Origin of the sequence: Paraburkholderia susongensis, assembly GCF_900177725.1 — a bacterium.
Taxonomy (GTDB): Bacteria; Pseudomonadota; Gammaproteobacteria; order Burkholderiales; family Burkholderiaceae; genus Paraburkholderia; species Paraburkholderia susongensis.
Window position 1 is genome coordinate 413,425 of the sequence record NZ_FXAT01000006.1, and the last position, 19,090, is coordinate 432,514.

Sequence of the window (19,090 nt, forward strand, 5' to 3'; positions counted from 1 at the left end):
TCGTCGTTTGAGCCTCGCCGTCGAACGCATCGGGCTCTGCACACTGCGACGCTATTCGTGCGTCAGTTCGCTTTCCTGTGTATCGCGCAGACAGGCTGCGATATCGAGGCTGCCAAGGCCCGCGAGACCGGCTTGCTCGATACGGATCTCGAATGCCGCACAAAGATCCGCAAGCTCATATTGCCTGAGCACGCCCAGCGCACCGCGCAGCGAATGCAGTTCGGCGAGCACGCACGGTGCGTTGTTGTCCCGCTGCGCGGTGGCGATCGCCGTGAGCGACGTGTCGAACGAATCGTTGAACATCTGACGCAACTCGGCCGGCAATGCGCGACCGCCGAGCAAGGCGTCGTCTGTGTCGTTGGTTTGCGTGCCGATTTCCACCTGGGCTTCCGGTTGCGAATCCGCTTGCGATCCAGTTTGCGCTTCCGTTCGATACGCTATCTGCGACACGGCAGCGGGCATCCCGGCGACCTCGGTCAGGATTGCCCTCAATCGCGCGAGCGACAGGGGCTTCGTCACCATCCTCGCAATGCCCGCCGCTTCGCAGCGCTCGCGCTCTTCTGATGTAACCGACGCTGTGGCCGCGATCACAGGCATATGCGGCCAACGCTGATGCACTTCACGCGCCAGCGTGTAGCCGTCGATGAGCGGCATCGACAGGTCGGTCACGAGCACGTCGAAGGTCTCACGCGACAGCCACGCGAGCGCTCGCGCGCCATCTTCGACGACCGTCGCGTCGCAGCCGAGCATCGTCAACTGTTCTTCGAGCAGGCGACGGTTGACTGCATTGTCTTCCGCAGCCAGCACCCTGAGCCGGTGCGGCAGCACCTGCGGCGTATCCTTTGTCCATGCGAGCGGCACGTCACGCAGCGTATGCTGCAAGGCCTGCGCAAGCCCCATCAGGCTGAAGCTCGACACACGCACGACCCGGCCCGACGCAACCGGATTCACAGGGCCGGCGGCGGTGCAATCGATGACCCACGACGCGCGTTCGATCAGGTGGCTCTCGCCGTCCACGTGCCACGTATCGCGCTCGCCAAGCAGAATCAGAGTGCGGGTTTTCGTGAGCGTCGGCTGATCGGCCTGTGCCAAATGGGGATACGCATTCACGGTCAGCCCCCAAGCCTGCAACACGGACACCGCGTACGCGCGCGATGCCTCGGCAGCGGCCACGAGCGTCACCGATTCACCGGCGAACTGCGGCATGTCGGGCGCGGCCTGTGGTGCGCCGAGCGGCACCCGCACCGTAAAGCAACTGCCGTTGCCGGGCTCGCTTCTCATCGCGATGCTGCCGCCCATCGCCTGTGCGAGCCCCAGGCCCGTGCCGCCGAAGCGGCGGTTGATGGAGGTGTCCGCCTGGCTGAACGGCTGGAAGATCGCGGCTTGCTGCCGCGCGCTCATGCCGATGCCGGTGTCTTCGACTTCGATCTGCAGGTCGAGTCCGCCGGGAGTCGACATGTCGGGTACCGATACGCGCAGCGTTACCGCGCCGCGTTCGGTGAACTTGATCGCGTTCGAGAGCAGATTGTTGATGATCTGGCCGAGCCGGGTAGGGTCGCCGAGCATCGGCTGCGAAGCGGCGACGCCGAGATCCGCGACGAGCTGCAGATCCTTCGACTGCGCGAGCGGCGCAAACATCGTCAGCGAACGCGCGACCACGTCGAGGGCGTCGAACTCGATATGCTCGAGCGTCATCTCATCCGCCTCGATCTTCGAGAAGTCGAGCACGTCGCTGATGATGGCGAGAAGCCCTTCCGACGACGTGCGGATCGTCGTGAGACGGTCGCGCTGCAGCGCGTCGAGCGGCGATTGCGCGAGCAGTTCGAGATTGCCGAGCACGGCGTTGAGCGGCGTGCGGATTTCGTGGCTCATCGTGGCGAGGAATGCCGACTTCGCCGCGTTGGCGCAGTCCGCGGCCTGCCGCGCTTCGCGCAGATGCTGTTCGAGGCGCTTGTGCGCGGTCACGTCGGTGACGGTGACCACCAGCACGTCCTCGCCCTGGTAGCGTGAGGGCGTCGCACTCAGGGCGACGTCGATTGAATCGCTGTCGTGCGTGGGCAATGTTAGCTCTTCGTGCATGACTTCATCGCTGTCATGTGCGCCGCTTTGCGCGCGGGCGCGATAGCGCGCGGCCAACTCGGCCGAGAGCGTGGGCGCCGGCATGACGACGCGTTTCGCTGCCTTGATCATGATCGGGCTGCGCAGGAGCGGCGTGCCGTCTTTCAGCGCGATCAGTCCGAGCCCGACGGGCGCGGTTTCGATCAGTGTGCGGCTCAACTGCTCGCTTTCGAAGAGGCGCTGCGAGCGATCGAGCGCCGGGCGAACCGCGCGGTTTTTGAAAGACATCAGGAACGTCCACGCGGCTACGAGCGTGAGGAGCGTCATTGCCGCACCGATCCCCAGATGCAGGCCAATGCCCGCGACGATATCGCGCCACGTGCACGTGTGTACGAGCGTCCAGCCTGTATCGCCGAGCGGCCCGGCGATCGTAAACATGCCGTCGTGCCACGTTTCGCCGCCCTTCTTCGTCAAGGCGAGCGTGCGTTGGTCGAGGAGCGTTTCGGCACGCGCTTGTGGGATCGTGCTGTTGATGATCGTTCCGTCGCCGGCGACGATCATGTAAGCGCCGTCCGAGTGCTCGTCCCCGATGAGCGGCGCAATCAGGAAATCCGGTTCGTATTCGGTGGCGAGCATTGCGAACGGCGTGCCGTTGTGGAGTAGCGGCGCGGCGAGCCGGATCGTGAGCTTGCCGGTCAGCGGGCTGACCGCGGGAGGTATCCAGAATAATTGCCGATACGGTTGGGCAGGCGTGCCAGGAGGGGTGTCGGCGAGGCGGGTGAGGCCGTTGGCGAGCGCGGCTATCAGCCGCTCGCGGTCGGCCGCCACGGCGGTGGCCGGCCACGGCTCGCCGTCCAGCGAAGACGACATGATGCCGGCGATGTCGTACTCGATACCGTAGAAATAACCGGGAAGCTGCCGGCCGCGTGCGAGCGAATGAATGGCGCGCGAACGGCTCAGTTGCTCAGCGAGGACAAGATAGCGGCGGATTTCGTCGTCCCGCAGCGCGCTGGCGTTGACTGCGAATACCCGCTGCGGCCGTTCCGCCGAAGTCGGTTGCAGCACGATGCCGCCGTCGTGTTTGCGAAATTCGTCGACCAGCGCCTGATCGACCTTCGTGCCGTTCGGCCATGCCAGTTCCGCGCCTACGAGCGCGATACGGAACGACGCTTCACCGACACGGATCTGCTCCATGATCTGGTTGTGAGAAACGACGAAGGTCCGGCGCTCGACGGCGACATGCGCGCGCACCGCCGACAGCATCGCGAGAATAAATGCGATCAGCAACATCAAGGTCGTCACCGCGCCGCCGCCGAACACGAGCAGCCGCTTGTAGCGGCGCAACTGATTCAGCACGTTGTAAGGAGAACTGGCGGACATGGCGATACGGGAACATTCTGTGGACGCGCGGTGCGTAAGGGGACAAGCTGTCTGTTACCGGTTTTCAGTCATTCCAGCTTGACGAGTGTGGCAGAGCGCCTCCCTCACTTAAATGGGATTTGTCTTATTTGTAAGGCGTAGGGATTTCAGACACTTCCTAAATTTGCCGGTCCGACCGGCTCGGAATCTGCGCACCGGCGAGGGCGAGTGAGGATGTTCCGGAGCGTCCATTCAGTGCGCCGTCCCATTCCGATCTCTCCCCATTGCGTGGAGGTTTCGATGAGCAACGCGAAGATCCATATGCGCGTGTCGATGACTATCCTGTTCTGCGCTCGGCGTCAGGCACGACCTTGCTGTCGTTCCTGACGCGCCGCTATCACGATCCGAAGGTCATCGTGTTTTACGACGATCGACCCTGCCGCCCTCGTCGTGCAAATGTGGCGGCGTGGTATTCAATCGAATCGGGCAAGCGTCTGGTGTACGCATGGCACGCGCTTCTTTTGCCGCTGCAGAAGCGTTGCTTCTTTGCCATGTCTTTCATGTTCGTATGGAATGCCTGGCTAAACACATGTGTCGATAGAATGACGTTGAGTTGCCTGCAATATGGGATTGACCTCAATAGCGGCTGCAACGGGGCCTCAAAAAGTCCTCGCGTTATTGTGCTGATATACGTTATAAAGATTAAAAAGGTCGGCATCAGGGATTGGCGTCGAGCGGCGCAAGGAGGACAGATGGAATATTCGCTGAACGAACCGCTTGCAACTTCACGCAGGCCGCCTGAGGCTTACGCGCGATTTTCATGCAATGCTTATGAATTCACATTTACGTTCACATTCGCAGTCGACATGCTCTCATGGTAAATTTTCAGCGCTGCTGTGCTGGCTACATGAGCGATCCATAGCGGGCAACCAATAGGTCGAAATACATCAAGCCTTTCAATTGCAACTGGAATAACTGGAGAACAACAATGCTTTTCTTTAATGACGGTTTCACATTTACGAATTTTCTGGCCGATGCTTTTTCCATTTTCATGTTTATCCTGTGGTTCTGGCTGCTCATTACGATTTCGGGCGACCTGTTCCGCCGGCATGACGTCTCGGGGTGGGGCAAAGTTCTGTGGGTGATTTTCCTTATCATCCTGCCGTATATCGGCATATTCGCGTACCTGCTCACACAACATCGCGGCATGGCGGAGCGCGATCAGGCTCGCGCCAAACAGGTGCGCGAAGACCTGCGCCAGGTGGTGGGATTCAGTGTCGCCGACGAATTGGAAAAGCTCGACAAGCTCAAGGCATCCGGTTCGATTTCCGCTGACGAGTACGCGCGTCTGCGAGCCAAGCTCGTGCAATAAACGGTGCGGATTGCATAGCCGCCGTGAGCGAGCCTTCTGTCCCGATCACTCATGGCGGCGGTCTGACGGTAACGGCAATCCGGCGGCAGCCTGGTAGCAACCTGGCAATAGCCCGTCGTCAGCCCGTCAGGCGACGCTAGTCTTTCGGGCACATCGCACCGGACTCATCGCACGCTTGAACGTAACGGGAGGAATCCATGTTTACCCGCCTCGCTCGCGTTCCCTGCTCCACTGCGCGCACTGCGCGCGCGTCCATGACTTTGCGTCGCGCCGCGGTGACGTGCGTGGCGGCGTTGATGCTGGCGGCCTGCGCACAGCCGTGGCAGCAATTCCAGGCCGGCCAGGATCAGTCGGCGATCATTGCCCGGATGGGGCCGCCGCGCGAAGTCTATGAGTTGCCCAATGGCGGCCGCCGGCTCATGTGGCCGACCCAGCCGATGGGCTCGACTACCGTTGCCGCCGACGTCGACGCCTCCGGCAAGATCGTGAGCGTGCGCCAGGTCTTGCAGATCAGTGAATTCAATCGCGCGGAAATCGGCAAATGGACGCGCGACGACGTGCTGATCAATTTCGGCCGGCCCGTGCAAACGCAGTTTTTCCGCCGCTCGCAACGCGAAGTCTGGTCGTACCGTTACGTCGAAAACAACATCACGCACCTGCTATTCAATTTCTCGTTCGACACCAACGGCGTCTTGCGTGAAACCGCGCGCACGCCCGATCCCTTACGCGACCGCGACCTGCGGCGCTTCTGATTCTTCCCGCAATGTAGCGGCCCAGCCAGGCATACCCCGGTATGCCTGGCAGTCTTGATGGTTCCGCTTTTGTATTGTTGCGTGCTGGTTGGCTACAGCAGCGACTCGATGGGAAGAACCGACAACATCCACACACCGAGCCGGCCATACCAGGTCGTGTTGGGTTCGACGTCGTGGCGGATTTCAGTGTCGCCGTTACGCTCGATCCAGTAGAGCTTGCCGTTCTCGTCGAGCCGCACCGTATACGCGACCTGGGGCAGCAGCGCGAGAAACTTCCTGTCGATCTGGGTCGCGAGATCGGGGCTGTCGATCACGAGGCCAAGCTCCGTATTCAGGTACGCGGAGCGCGGATCGAAATTGAACGAGCCAACGAAAACGCGCTGGGAGTCCACCACGAAAGTCTTCGCATGCAGGCTGGACCCCGAGCTGCCGAATGGGCCCGGCGACGGCTCTTTCTTGTGAGCGGTGCCCGGCACGCGTCGCAATTCGTACAGATGGACGCCGTTCCTGAGCAACTCGACGCGCCGTTTCATGTAGCCGGAGTGAACGGCGGCAACGTCCGTCGCTTCCAGCGCGTTCGTCAGCACACGCACATCGACGCCTTTCGCGGCGAGGCCGGTCAGATACTGCGTGCCCGTGCGAGCCGGCACGAAATACGGCGAAACGAGGTCGAGTTCCTGCGTCGGCTCACCGAGTACTTCCCGCAGCTGATGTGAAATGAGCGCTTCCGGCGGTGCGTTGTTCAGGCCTTTCGCAGGGTCGTCGCTGATCAGATCCGTCTTCGCCCAGTCGAATTGCAGGGTGTCGTCGAGCATTTTCTGCACGACGTGCGGACCGCGCAGCGCCTCCATATAGGACGCGGCCGCCGGGTCCTGCTCGATCGCTTGCGCCTTGCGCTCGAGCGTGGCCAACTGATCGACGCTTTCGTGCGGCAGAATCCGCTCGACCGGGTACGCCGACGCGCTTGCCCAGTAGCGGTCGAAGTCTCGCGCGACGTCGGCGGCGGCCGGCCCGACGGCCAGCACGTCGAGGTCCGCGAAAACGACGCCGTCGGTTGCATCGAAGTACTCGTCGCCGATATTGCGGCCGCCGAGAATCGTGGCGGTGCTGTCGGCGGTCAGCGACTTGTTGTGCATGCGTCGATTGGCGCGCGAGAAATCCGTCAGGAAGCCGAGGAATTTCGGCTTGCGCACCACGAATGGATTGAAGAGGCGCACCTCGATGTTTGGATGCGCGTCGAGCGCCGCGAGCGTCGGGTCGAGCGAAGAGGGAATGCCCAGATCGTCGAGCAGGAGCCGCACGCGCACGCCGCGGTCCGCGGCTTCGTGGAGCTCTTCGAGAAGCAGCGTGCCGGTCAGATCGTTGCGCCAGATGTAGTACTGGATGTCGAGCGTGCGCTGTGCCGAACGGATCAGGTCCATGCGCGCGGCAAACGCCGTGTGCGCATCCGACAGCGGATAGATGCCCGCGAGGCCCGCATGCGAGGCCAGCTCGGGCGCGATCGCGCGGCCCAGATCGGTAGTGGCGGCCTGTGCGGGAGTCAACGCGCTCGACTCCGTGCGATTCTCGAGCGGCGGTAACGCACAGCCGCCTAGCAGGCTCGCGCACAGCAGCAGTGCGGATATTGCGCCCAGCCGCCGATGAGGCAGGTGACAGCGGAGGTGGAACAGGTCGTGTTTCTGCGGTTGCATGGAGTCCAGGGGTTCCTCTGGGTCATCGCGACCCGGCTGGTTTTACAATTGAAACATCGCGGAAACGTCATGGGAACATCGCGCCAGCACTGCTCGCCAGACCCGGCGCCTTGCATTGTGCAAGCAGGATACTATGAGCGCAAAATAGTCGGTGCCTGCAAACCGGTCTTGTTGCGCAAATGGCTTTGTCCGATGATACCGGCAGGCCGCGCGAATTCGAACGAGGATCAACCCAGGCCGCATTCGAATTGCGCCGCGTCAGCGTCCCTTGAGTGTTCGTCCATTGCGGAGTCGAGCAACGTGAAGATTTCCCGTTTGCTGTTTGGCAGCGTCATGCTTTTCGTGGTGGGCGCCGTGTTGCAGCTAATATGGCCGCTTGCGCAGTCGGCGTCCTATCACCACTTCGCCGATCATCGTTCGCTCGGCTCGCTGCACAATGCGTCGGACGTGCTGTCGAACCTCGTCATTCTGCTCGCCGGTATTCTCAGTCTCGGATGGGTGAGGCGGCATGCATCGAGCCAGCCGGCGCAATTCCCCGGCATGGTGGTCGTTGCGTTCGGGCTCTTCCTGACCGCGTTCGGCTCTGCTTACTACCACGTGGCGCCGAGCGATGCGACGCTCGTCTGGGATCGTCTTCCGATGACGATCGTGTTCGCCGGCATTCTCGCAATGCTGTGGACCTCAGCCACCGGACAGCGCATAGGCTGGGTGCAACTGCTGATCATGGTCGTCGTGTCGCCCGCGACCGTCGGCTACTGGCTCGTATTCAACAGCCTGTGGCCTTACGCAATCCTGCAGTTCGGCGGGCTCATGCTGATCGTCGGCATGACGCTCACGCGCAAGGTAGATGGCGTGTTCGCGTGGACGCTCGTGATCGTCTTCTACGGGGTCGCGAAGATTTTCGAAAGCCTCGATTGGCAGATATGGGAGTTGACGCATCACGTGGTCGCCGGCCATGCGTTGAAGCATGTCTCGAGCGGCCTCGCTGGCGCGGCGATTATTCTGGTCGCGAACGCGCCGCTGCGATCCGTTGCGCGGATCGTCCCGCCACGGCCGACCGGCATCGGTCATTCAGGCACGCCGCGCTGACGCGCTGATGTAGTGACGCGCCGCTACTGCACCGCGTCGCGCAAATCCCTGATGTGCTGGTAGACGGTCGCGCGTCCCATACCGAGCACGTTCGCCACGTAATTCGCCGCGCTCTTCCCCTTGAACGCGCCCTCCGCCCACAGAGCGGCGACGAGTTCACGCCGGTGATCGCGCGTCAGTGAATTGAGCGCCAACTGGCGTTCCTGCAGCCACGTGTGCAGAAACGCGTTGATCCTCTCCTGCCAGTCGTCCTTGAACAGGGCCTCCGGCTGCTTGACGACGCCGGCACCTGAAATCACGAGATCGATCACGCTTTTCACTTCGTCGAACACGGCGATGTTGTAGTTGATGCACATCATGCCCGCGGCCGAGCCGGTGTCGTCGAGCAGGACGGTGCTGACGCAGCGCATGCGCCGGCCGTCCCAGTTGAGCTTCTCGTAAGGGCCGATCGTGCCCGGTTGCGCGACATGATCGATCTCTTCGAGCGCGGATTCGTCGCCCAATTCGCGCTTCGACAGATTGTTCGCGATGTACGCGACCGTCTGACTCTGAAGATCGTGAATGACGACTTCGACGTATGGGAAAAACAGCTGTGCGATACCGTCGGCGACGCGGCTATAGCGGTCGAGCAGCAGCCGGCGAGCCGGTGTGGATTTTGTCTTGCGCATGAAGTGGGGTGCGGGTTCGTGGATGACGGCCAGCGCCTTGTGTGCGTTGGCATACGCTGATTCGCGATGCCATGGCGCTGTCGCCTTCCTGTGAGCCTTACTATTTTGCCACGCCGTTCTGGGCGCTCAGATAACGGAATAGTTCGTAGGCGATGGCGACGTCTTCGAGACCAAGCCCGATCGAACGGAAGAACGCGTGCCGCTGGTACGACGGCGGCTGCTTCGCGTGGCCGCTCACGAGTTCGGGCAGATCGGCGAGCACGTTCTGCGCGGACCAGCCATGCAGCTCGGCGGCGAGCTTCATTTCGCCGGCGCTCGCGGGCGTCGTGCGCCGATAGTCGCAATACACGTCCATCCCCGGCAACCATGCGGGCGGCACTTCGTGTGCGTTCGCGACGTTCGTGCTGATCGACGTAATCAGCGCGGGTTTCGTCAGCATGCCTTCGGACAGTACCGGCTTGCCCGACGACGTGCACAGCGCGACCACGTCCGCGTCACGCACGCAGTCTTCGAGCGTCGCGCTGAGGGTCACGCGCGCATCGAGCGCGGCGACGGCGGCGCGCTGCCCGGCATGGGCCTCGTTGGTTTCGTTGACGAGGGCGAGCCCCGGCGAGAACACCTGAATCGAGTCCCACGGCCGCAACGGCGCGATATGGCGCAGATGCGCCTGGCCCACCGTGCCGGCGCCGACGATCGCGAGCCGGCGCGCACCGGGCGCCGCGAGATGGTCGACCGCGAGCGCGGTGGCGCCCGCCGTGCGCTCGACGGTAAGCAGGCCGGCATCGCACCACATGAGCGGCTGGCCGGTTTCCATCGACATCAGTGCGGTCCACGCGGTGATGATCGGCTTCGCATCCGTGACGATGTACGGCGACAGCTTTGCGCCGAACACCTTCGCATCGGCGATGGCGCCGAGGTACGTGATGAAATCGCCCGCGTTGCCGGGAAAGAGCGTGAGGCTTTGCGGCGGCTGGACCGCCTGCTCCGCGTGCAGTGCACGGAACATGCCGGCGAGGGCGCGGCGCACGTCCAGCCGCGGCAGCGCGTCGCGCACGGCGTCCTGCTGGACGATGAACGGGGTAGGGTCTTGACTCATATGTCTGCTTTCCAGGTCGATGCCAGAGGGTCCGGCGTTGGCTTAATTCTAAAATCAAAGTCCAGTCTGGATAATTCTTTTTGAAAAGCTTTGCAATTATTCTGGTCCAGAATAGACTTCTGTTCCAGAGCAGCGGCAGGATTGCGTCCATTTCAAGGCGTCGCGAGGTCCTCCTGCTGTTTCGGCTGGCCCACTCGTGGCCCACGAGTGGGCCACTTTCTCGACCTTGTTGCCCGTTTTCACCGACTGTTCCCGTTCCTGTCGACGCCTTCTTTTACGCCCGGACCCATCATGACGCTCAAACACACGCTTTCCGTTTGCCTCGCCGCCGCCCTCGTCGCCGTGACTGGCGCAGCCAACGCCGAAACTGGCGGTACCCTGCGCTTCGGCATCGAGGCGTCCTATCCTCCGTTCGAGAGCAAGACACCGGCCGGCCAGCTGGTTGGCTTCGACGTCGATGTCGGCAACGCGGTCTGCGCGAAGCTGGGCGTGAAGTGCGTGTGGGTCGAAAATTCGTTCGACGGGCTGATCCCCGCGCTCGAGGCGCGCAAGTTCGACGTCATCAATTCGGCGATGAACATCACGGCCAAGCGTAAGCAGAGCATCGACTTCACCCCGGCGATCTACGTGGTACCGATCGTAATGGTGGTCAAGCGCGGCTCGCCACTGCTGCCGGACGTGAAGAGCCTGCAGGGCAAGCGTGTCGGCGTGCTACAGGGTTCGTCGCAGGAAGACTTCCTGAAGCAGCATTGGGCGAATGCGGGTGTGTCGGTGGTGTCGTATCAGGACCAGGATCAGGTCTATGCCGATCTGACCGCGGGGCGTCTCGACGCCGCGGTGCAGGAAGCGCAGACCGCGCAGCAAGGCTTCCTCGACAAGCCGGCAGGCCGCGACTACGTGATCGTGGGCGAGCCGCTGAAGGATCCGGCCACGCTCGGCGAGGGCACCGGCTTCGGTCTGCGCAAGGGCGACAAGGCGCTCGCCAGTAAAATCGACACCGCGCTCGACGAGCTGAAGAAGGATGGCACGCTGAGCAATCTGTCGGTGAAGTACTTCAAGCGCGACATCATCGCGAAGTAAGCCTGCCGGACAGATTGTCCGGGAAGCGCCGCCCGGGTCCGGGCGGCGCAAATTTAACCGCGCATGCACTCGCGTACCCCCAACACCCCCACGCCCACCCGCGCTGGAACAGAGCCCATTATGGATTTCGACGTCATCGTATTGGGAGCAGGCATTGTCGGCGTGTCGGCCGCGCTGCATCTGCAGGATCGCGGACGTCGTGTCGCGCTCGTCGACCGGCGCGGACCCGGCGAGGAAACCAGCTTCGGCAACGCGGGGCTGATCGAAAGCTCGTCGATCGTGCCGTACGGTTTTCCGCGCCGGCTCGGCACACTGCTGCGCTACGCGCGCAATCAGTCGACCGATCTCTACTGGGACTACAAGGCGCTGCCCGCGTTTGCCGGCTGGCTCGGCCGCTTCTGGTGGGAGTCGTCGCCCGAGCGGCTCGCGTCGGCGGCGCGTGACATGCTGCCGCTGATCCGCCGCAGCGTCGCCGAACACGATGCGCTGATCGCGCGCGCGGGTCTGGAAAACCTCGCGCACGACGGCGGCTGGATCGAAGCGTTTCGCACACAAAGCGAACTCGACGATCAGACCGCGGTCGCTCAGGCGGCCGTGCGCGACCACGGTCTGCGCGTCACGCCGCTCGACGCGGCGGCGCTGCGCGCGCGCGAGCCCGCGCTCGCCGCAGGATTCTGCGGCGCGTTGCACTGGCAGGACCCGAAGAGCATCTCCGATCCCGGTGCGCTGACGAAGGGCTACGCACGTCTTTTCGTGCAAAACGGCGGCACCTTGCTGACCGGCGACGCCGCTACGCTGCGCGAGAAAGGCGACGCGTGGACCGCGCAGACCAGCGCCGGAGAGATCAGCGCGAAAGAAGCGGTGATCGCGCTCGGGCCGTGGTCGGACACGGTGTTCGCGCCGCTCGGCTATCGCATTCCGTTGCGCGCGAAGCGCGGCTACCACATGCACTATCGGCCCGCGCGGACGGTACTGTCGGTGCCGGTCGTCGATACCGAGGAAGGCTACGTGATCGCGCCGATGCGCGGCGGGCTGCGGCTCACCACCGGCGTCGAGATTGCGCTGCGCGAGGCGGCGCCGACCGGCATTCAACTCGAACGTGCCGAACGGATCGCGAAACCGCTGTTCGGCCTGGGCGAGCGTCTGGACAAGGCGCCCTGGCTCGGGCTGCGTCCGTGCACGCCGGACATGCGGCCCGTGATCGGGCGCGCGCCGCGGCACCGGGGCCTGTGGTTTTCGTTCGGCCACAATCATCATGGCCTGACGCTTGGGCCTGTCAGCGGGCGGCTGCTCGCTGACATGATGACGGGCGCCGAGCCGTTCATCGACGCGCGGCCGTTCAGGCCGGAGCGGTTCCGTTAGGCGGCGCCCGAGTTGCGCCGCTTCGATCGGGTTGCTTCAATCGCGTGCCCCGGTAACGCCAGCTCAGTAACATCACCTCAATAGTTCCCAGTTCGCGATCTGTCGCGTTTTGTTTGGCGTGTCATCGTTATGTGCGAAGATCGGTGCTGTCCGCCGGTCGATGCGTCTGTTCGCCATCGCGTTGTTTCGCTGGTCGGCGCGGCCCCGAGGTGAATTGTTGGCGGATCAATGGAGCACTGACAGATGACTGACAGATTGCAGGCGTCCGTATGCGTGGTTGTGCTGCTGCTGATTGTGGGCTGGGTGCTGTATATCGGACGCGCCGTTTTTGTTCCCATTGTGTTCGGCGCGATCGCGGTCTACGTGGTCGTCGATTTCACGCGTCTGCTGCAACGCATTCCGGTCCTCGGCAAGCGGCTGCCGGTGCAGTTGCGCTATGGGCTGTCGATCTTCCTGATCGCGGCCGCCATCTTCTTCGCGGTCGACATGCTCGTCGCGAACTACGACGCCCTCGTCGCGCTCGCGCCGCGCTACCAGGACTCGGTCCTCGCGATGATCCACAAGATCTCCACGCTGCTGCATCTCGAAAGCGAGCCGACCTGGGATTCGCTGCGGCGGAACATGCTCACGCAGCTCAATATCCAGTCGGTCGTGACCGGCATGCTGACTTCGCTGTCGTCGATCATTATCGACATCTTCGTGATCCTGCTGTATGCGAGCTTTCTGCTGGTCGAGCGGGGCACGTTCGGCGAGAAAATCACGAACATGACCGCGAATTCGGAGAACGCGGCGCGGATCAGAGGCGTCGTCACCGACATCAACCGGCGCATCGGGGCTTATCTCGCGCTGAAGACGTTCCTCGGCGTGCTGCTCGGCGCGGTCTGCTGGGTGGCGATGCGCAGCGTCGGCCTCGAATTCGCCGGGCTGTGGGCGGTGCTGACCGCGCTGCTCAACTACGTGCCGTATATCGGCTCGGTGCTTGCCATCGTGTTTCCCCTGCTCATGTCGGTGCTGCAATTCGGCGACCTCAACTCGATACTGATCGTGCTGCTCTCGCTGACCGCAATCCATTTCGTGATCGGCAACATTCTCGACCCGTATATGACGGGTAATTCGCTGAACCTGAGCCCGTTTGCGATTCTTGCGAGCATGGCGGTGTGGTCGGCGCTCTGGGGCGTGCCCGGCGCTTTTCTCGCGGTGCCGATCACGGTCAGCGTGACGATCATCTTCTCCGAGTTCGAAATGACGCGGCCGGTCGCCGTGCTGCTGTCGAAAAACGGCCGGCTCGCTTACGGCAAAAGCCAGCCGGCCGCTTGAGGCCGACGGCGTCGTTCGTCCGAACCATGTCCCGTCGTCAAGACCATCACGCTCAGCCGTCTGCCGCACAGGCACGAGCAACCTCCGGCGCACTGGAAGACCCGGCGCTGCTGCGCCGGCTGCTCCGCGCCAAAGACCGCATGGACGCCGCCTCGCATGAGGCCTGGCCGGTCCAGCGGCTCGCCGAAGTCAGCGGCGTGTCCGAAGCTCATTTCGCGCGCTCGTTCAAGCGGGCTTTCGGCGTTCCGCCGCATCGCTATCTGCTGACGCGGCGTATCGAGCAGGCCATCGCGCTGTTGCGCGACACCGAACTCAGCATCACCGACATCGCTTTCGCGACCGGATGGGAAAGCCTCGGCACCTTCGGCCGCATCTTTCGCGACATCATCGGCCGAAGCCCGGGCGAGATGCGTGCCGAGGCGAGAGCCAGCCAGTCCCAGCTCGAAAGCGTGCCCGCCTGCGTGCTGAAGGCCGCGCAACGTCCCGATCTCACGATCGCAGTTTTGGAGAAGCGCCGCCGCGTGGCTAACGATACAGTCGAGCCCTCAACCAAGGAGGTGTCATGAATCAGGGTGTCAATGTGGTCGGCTTGTACGTCGACAATCAGGACGAGGCGCTGGCGTTCTACGTCGACAAACTCGGATTTCGCGTTCACACGGACGTGCGTAACGGTTCCTACCGCTGGCTCACGGTGCAGCATCCGGAGCAGCCGTCGTTTCAGCTCGGCCTGTTCACACCGGGCCCACCGATTCACGACGAAGCCACCGCGCAAACGCTGCGCGCGATGGTCGCGAAAGGGGCGATGCCGCCGCTCGTCCTTGCCGTTGCCGATTGCCGCGCGAGCTACGAGCAAATGAAGGCGCGCGGGGTGGAATTCACGCAGGAGCCGACGGACCGCTTCGGCAGCGTCGATGCGGGTTTCCGTGATCCCGCCGGCAACGGATGGAAGATGATCCAGGCACCGGCGGGCTCGAAGTGAACGCAAGCCGGGTGCCGGCAGTCAGGTATCGGTGAAGGGTTCTATCCGCACTGCGTCAGCTGCCGCTCCGGCTTCGCGCAGAAAATGCGCGAGCGTGTCTTCGATTACCGATCTCGCCAGTCCCTGCACGATGAACACGAGCCGCGTCGCATGGTCGTCGTCGGGCCACGCCTCGAGCCGCAGCGGTTCATGCAGCAACTGCTGCACGCCATGAAACACGATGGGTCGCGTCTCGCCAATGAAATTGCCGATTCCCTTGACCCGCAGAATGTGTTCGCCGTGATAGCCGAGCAGTACCGTCAGCGCGGTTTCAACCGCGTGCATCGGCAAGGGCTGCGCGTAACTCAGGCAGAAGCTGTCGATGTCCGGATGGGCGGCGCGTGAGGCTGTCGCGCCGCTCATCAGCAACTTGCGCGGCGCAGACGCCGCGCGCAGCCAGGGCCGCAACGTGCGCGGTGTCAGAATGCCGAGCAACTGCCGCGCGTCGATCTCGCCATTGCGCACCGGAATGCGCGCCGCGGCCGGATTCAGCGTGGCGAGCGCGGTCTCGAGGTCGGCGAGCGTAGCAGCGTCGACCAGCTCCGCTTTGGTCAGCAACAGCCGGTCCGCGACCGCGACCTGCTGACGCGATTCTTCGTGACGCGTCAGTTGCGCAGCGCCGTGCTTCGCATCGACGGTCGTCACGATGCCGTCGAGCTGCAAGCGGCCTTCGAGCGCCGCGTCGCCGAGCAGCAGCGAGATCACCGGACCGGGTCGCGCAAGCCCGGTGGTCTCGATCAGAATCCGCTCGAACGCGGGAATCTCGCCGCGCTCGCGCCGTGCGAGCAGTTCGGCGACGGTCGCCGCCAGTTCGTCGCGCACTCCGCAACACAGGCAGCCGTTTTCGAGCAGCGCAACGGTTTCGTCGCGCGACGTACTGACGAACAGATGATCGAGACCGATCGCGCCCAGTTCGTTGATGACCACCGCGCAGCGGCCGAGCGCGGGTTGCGGCAGCAAACGATTGAGCAAGGTGGTCTTGCCCGAGCCGAGAAAGCCCGTCAGCAGCGTGACAGGAATCGTGGCCGGAATCGCGTCCGAAAGCGTGTCCGGATGCGTGTCCGAAAGCGCGGCGGTCTGCATGACGGCGTTCTCCGGCACTCAGATCACCTGCAGGTCTTTACCGACGATGATCTGCCCGTTGAAATGCTTGCGCGCATCGGCGGCCCACATCTCGTCGGTAATCGCGGGGTCGCCGCCCGGCACGAAATGGCTCAGCACCAGCGTCTTCACACCGGCCGCCGCGGCAATCCTGCCGACCTGCTCGGTCGTGGTGTGGCTCTTCATCAGGTGATCGAGCAGCGTCGGGGCGTTGTCGACGGTCTTCATGAGCTTTTCGAGCGCCGGCAGGTACATCACCTCGTGCACGAGCACGTCGGCGCCTTTGGCGAACTCGGCGAGCGCGGGGTAGTAGGTCGTGTCGCCGGAGAAGACGATGGTGCGCTCGCGGGTCTCGAAGCGGTACGCGAAGGCAGGCTTGATCGTGTAGTGATCGACGAGCGTCGTGGTGACGCGCACGCGCTCGTCTTCCATCACGAGACGCGGGCCGTCGAATTCGTGAATGTTGATGAGCGGCCGCAACGGCGGACGGCCTTCCTCGCGCATGCGCACCTCGAGATCGATGGCGTTCATGTCGACGAAATCGTCGATCATCTTCGTCATGCGCGGCGGCCCGTACAGATTGACGGGCGTGCGCAGTCCGGTGGCCCACGCGAGGAACACGAGGTTGCCGAGATCGGCGTTGTGATCCGAATGATGATGCGTGAGGAAGATGTCGCGGATGGCCGGCAGCTTGATGCCCGCGCGGGTCAACTGCAGCGCGACGCCGTTGCCGCAATCGACCACGTACGGCTGACCGTCGACGACCAGCACGTTCGACGGCGCCGCGCGCAGATCGGATGGCGTCGGGCCGCCCTTGGTGCCGAGCAGGATCAGCTGCGTGCCTTTGGTCGCGGGTCCGGCGGTGGTGGCGAGGGTTGTCGCGGTTGCGGTATTGGCCGTCGACTGCGCGTGGGCGTCCTGCATCCAGGGTAGCGCCGCGGTGGTGCCTGCTGTGACGGCGAGGCGCATGAAGTCGCGGCGGGAGCGTCCAAACGGCTGATCACTCATGGGGCGGTGTCTCCTGAGATCGTCGAGGACCAGCGCGATCCGGACCGCGACGAAAAAGAATTGACGCTGAACCAGCCGCGTACCTGCGCCGATCGTCGAAGAGGTCGACGCAGGTACGCGGGAACCGTCAGGACATTACTGCGCGACAGGCTGGGTCACGTCCGTGCCGAACCAGTGGATCGAGATCTTTTTCAGCGTACCGTCCTGCTTCAGTTCGGTCAGCGCATCGTTGATCGCCTTGGCGAACTTCGGGTTGTCCTTGCGGAACGGGATACCCATTTCCTGTTCGGCGCCCTTGAGCACCGCGCCCGTACGCAGCGGCAACTGCGAGTTCTTGATGATGTACGGCAGCATGAGCCGGTCGTCGAGCGTCGCATCGATACGCTTGGCCGCGAGATCGCGCAGCTTCTCGGGCGCGCCCGGATAAGTCAGCACGTTGATGCCCGGCACGGCGCGCGCCATCTGATCGTAGTTGGTGCCGAGCGTCACGCCGAGCTTCTTGTCGCCCTTGAATTCGTCGAGCGATTTGAACTCGCGCTTGTCATCGGCCCGCTGGATCAATTGCGCGGCCGAGTACGTGTACGGCTGGCTGAAATCGAGAATCTCCTTGCGTTGCGGCGTAATGGTGACCTGATTGATGATGACGTCGAATTTGCCGCTTTGCAGCGCCGCGATGATGCCGCTCCATTCGGTCGGAATGAACTCCGGCTTCACGCCGAGCTTCGCGGCCACGGCCTTGGCGACGTCGACGTCGAAGCCTTCGAGTTGTCCGTCCTTGTTGCGCGAATCGAACGGGGGATAGGTGCCTTCGAGACCGATCTTCAGGACTCCGGCCTGCTTGACGCTGTCGAGCAGATCTTCCGCGTGGGCGGCGACGGCGGTGAAGCTGAAGGCCGAGAGAGCCAGGGCGTTTATGAGCAGCAGCTTCGAAAATTTCATGGAGTGTCTCCTCTTTGCTTGAGTATCAGGCTGCACAACGCAACGATTCTACGATCATGGATTCGAGTGCTCGCGAAGAGGGTTGGTGAAAGCATCGCGCCTTCGCGGCACGGTTCACCGCCCGGTCGTGTCGTGCCATAGAACACGGCGAGAACGCGGCGAGTGGCGGGCCTCATCCTAGCACTCCAAAAGTCGTCTGTTTGATCTTTGTTCGAAAGCCGACGGCAGGTTCTCGCGAAGAAATATCAACTGCTCCTGCTGTTCGCGGGCGGATGAAAATCCGGCTTGGAAAAATCGCAGAATTCGCGTGTGAGACTCGCGACATGCGAATAGAGCGGCTGCGGCCCGTCGTTGCGATAGACCGCGTAATACCGCACGGCCGGCAGATCCGGTGTCGAATGCAGTACCGTGAGTTCGCCTTGCCGAACGAAGTCCGCGAAATAAAGCGCTGGCAGGTAGCTGACTCCGACTCCCGCGATCGTCAGCGAGCACAGCGAGATCAGGCTGTTGCCCGCGAAGGCGCGGCGAATCGATACGTTGTTCGACTCGAACCAGCGTTCGTAGATCGCGTCGACGCCCGAGGTGCCGGCCTGCATCAGGATCGGCCACGTGGCGATTTCCTCGAGCGACAGCGTGCGCGTTTCGCCGACCAGCGAAGGGCTCGCCATCCAGGCGAGATGGAGTTTGCGCAGCGGTATCGACGAGAAGCGCGGCGTTCTGATCGTGGTCGGCGCGATGATGAAGTCGATCTCGCCGGCCAGCAGCCGGGACGTCAGTTTCGTGCTGACGTCGATTTCTGGCTCGAACGAAACCGCCGGATAGGCGAGCCTGATCTCGCGCACGAGCCGCGGCAGAAACGTCAGCGCGATCAGCTCGGTAATGCCGATCCGCAAACGCCGGACCTCTTCGACCTGCTTGCCCATCCGTTCGAGCAAACGGTCGCGCGACTGCAGCATTTCTTCGGCAGTGTCGAGCAGATCGCGGCCTTTCGGCGTGAGGCGGGTAGTGCGGTGGCTGCGGTCGAACAGCGGTGTCGAGAAAAAAACTTCGAGTTCGTTGACGCGCTTCGAGATGGCGGACTGCGTCGTATGAAGGCGGTCCGCGGCGGCCGCGAACGTTCCGAGGCGGGCCACCCAGTAGACCGCTTCGAGCTGCTTGAGCGTGATCATTGAGGTTGGAA

17 protein-coding genes are annotated in these 19,090 nt (G+C 63.2%); 9 read left to right on the forward strand and 8 right to left on the reverse strand.

The window, feature by feature from the left end; translation table 11 throughout:
• Positions 1-51: 51 nt before the first annotated feature.
• Positions 52-3,438, reverse strand: a complete 3,387-nt coding sequence (locus B9Z01_RS20700) for a hybrid sensor histidine kinase/response regulator (protein ID WP_085486424.1) — start codon at positions 3,436-3,438, stop codon at positions 52-54.
• A gap of 263 nt (positions 3,439-3,701) precedes the next feature.
• Between B9Z01_RS20700 and B9Z01_RS35020 the strand changes: the two genes are divergently transcribed.
• The 3 genes from B9Z01_RS35020 (at position 3,702) to B9Z01_RS20710 (ending at position 5,541) form a co-directional block, all read left to right on the forward strand.
• On the forward strand, positions 3,702-4,298 hold the full coding sequence (locus B9Z01_RS35020) for a hypothetical protein (RefSeq protein ID WP_143809005.1): 597 nt from the start codon (positions 3,702-3,704) through the stop codon (positions 4,296-4,298).
• Positions 4,299-4,405: 107 nt separating this feature from the next.
• Positions 4,406-4,789: an SHOCT domain-containing protein gene (locus tag B9Z01_RS20705; protein WP_085486426.1), complete on the forward strand. Its 384-nt coding sequence runs from the start codon at positions 4,406-4,408 to the stop codon at positions 4,787-4,789.
• Positions 4,790-4,986: 197 nt separating this feature from the next.
• Complete coding sequence (locus B9Z01_RS20710) at positions 4,987-5,541, forward strand: hypothetical protein (protein ID WP_085486428.1); 555 nt, start codon at positions 4,987-4,989, stop codon at positions 5,539-5,541.
• A 92-nt stretch (positions 5,542-5,633) separates the two neighbouring features.
• Here the strand turns inward: B9Z01_RS20710 and B9Z01_RS20715 are convergent, their stop codons facing one another.
• Complete coding sequence (locus tag B9Z01_RS20715) at positions 5,634-7,232, reverse strand: phospholipase D family protein (protein ID WP_085486430.1); 1,599 nt, start codon at positions 7,230-7,232, stop codon at positions 5,634-5,636.
• A gap of 300 nt (positions 7,233-7,532) precedes the next feature.
• Between B9Z01_RS20715 and B9Z01_RS20720 the strand changes: the two genes are divergently transcribed.
• On the forward strand, positions 7,533-8,321 hold the full coding sequence (locus B9Z01_RS20720; protein WP_085486549.1) for a hypothetical protein: 789 nt from the start codon (positions 7,533-7,535) through the stop codon (positions 8,319-8,321).
• A 23-nt stretch (positions 8,322-8,344) separates the two neighbouring features.
• Here the strand turns inward: B9Z01_RS20720 and B9Z01_RS20725 are convergent, their stop codons facing one another.
• Positions 8,345-8,989 (reverse strand): helix-turn-helix transcriptional regulator, encoded by a 645-nt coding sequence (locus B9Z01_RS20725; protein ID WP_085486432.1) that lies wholly within the window; start codon positions 8,987-8,989, stop codon positions 8,345-8,347.
• A gap of 100 nt (positions 8,990-9,089) precedes the next feature.
• Positions 9,090-10,085 (reverse strand): ornithine cyclodeaminase family protein, encoded by a 996-nt coding sequence (locus B9Z01_RS20730; protein WP_085486434.1) that lies wholly within the window; start codon positions 10,083-10,085, stop codon positions 9,090-9,092.
• 291 nt (positions 10,086-10,376) lie between these two features.
• On the opposite strand from B9Z01_RS20730, the gene B9Z01_RS20735 reads away from it, so the two are divergent.
• From B9Z01_RS20735 to B9Z01_RS20755, 5 genes are all read left to right on the forward strand, one after another.
• Entirely contained in the window at positions 10,377-11,165 is a 789-nt protein-coding gene (locus B9Z01_RS20735) for an ABC transporter substrate-binding protein (RefSeq protein WP_085486436.1), read from the forward strand.
• Between the two features lie 120 nt (positions 11,166-11,285).
• On the forward strand, positions 11,286-12,527 hold the full coding sequence (locus B9Z01_RS20740; protein ID WP_085486438.1) for an NAD(P)/FAD-dependent oxidoreductase: 1,242 nt from the start codon (positions 11,286-11,288) through the stop codon (positions 12,525-12,527).
• Between the two features lie 243 nt (positions 12,528-12,770).
• On the forward strand, positions 12,771-13,844 hold the full coding sequence (locus B9Z01_RS20745) for an AI-2E family transporter (protein WP_085486440.1): 1,074 nt from the start codon (positions 12,771-12,773) through the stop codon (positions 13,842-13,844).
• Between the two features lie 26 nt (positions 13,845-13,870).
• Entirely contained in the window at positions 13,871-14,410 is a 540-nt protein-coding gene (locus tag B9Z01_RS20750; RefSeq protein WP_085486441.1) for a helix-turn-helix domain-containing protein, read from the forward strand.
• The gene (locus tag B9Z01_RS20755) at positions 14,407-14,823 is read left to right on the forward strand and encodes a VOC family protein (RefSeq protein ID WP_085486443.1); all 417 of its coding nucleotides are present in this window, start codon (positions 14,407-14,409) and stop codon (positions 14,821-14,823) included. The genes B9Z01_RS20750 and B9Z01_RS20755 overlap by 4 nt, the downstream gene beginning before the upstream one ends.
• Before the next feature lie 21 nt (positions 14,824-14,844).
• On the opposite strand, the gene B9Z01_RS20760 is transcribed toward B9Z01_RS20755, so the two are convergent.
• The 4 genes from B9Z01_RS20760 to B9Z01_RS20775 form a co-directional block, all read right to left on the reverse strand.
• Positions 14,845-15,945 carry a CobW family GTP-binding protein gene (locus tag B9Z01_RS20760; protein WP_085486445.1) on the reverse strand — a complete coding sequence of 367 codons (1,101 nt, stop codon included), beginning with the start codon at positions 15,943-15,945 and terminating at the stop codon, positions 14,845-14,847.
• Between the two features lie 18 nt (positions 15,946-15,963).
• On the reverse strand, positions 15,964-16,932 hold the full coding sequence (locus B9Z01_RS20765) for an MBL fold metallo-hydrolase (RefSeq protein WP_143809011.1): 969 nt from the start codon (positions 16,930-16,932) through the stop codon (positions 15,964-15,966).
• A gap of 174 nt (positions 16,933-17,106) precedes the next feature.
• Entirely contained in the window at positions 17,107-17,910 is an 804-nt protein-coding gene (locus tag B9Z01_RS20770; protein ID WP_085486449.1) for a transporter substrate-binding domain-containing protein, read from the reverse strand.
• Between the two features lie 245 nt (positions 17,911-18,155).
• Entirely contained in the window at positions 18,156-19,079 is a 924-nt protein-coding gene (locus B9Z01_RS20775; protein WP_085486451.1) for a LysR family transcriptional regulator, read from the reverse strand.
• Positions 19,080-19,090: the final 11 nt, after the last annotated feature.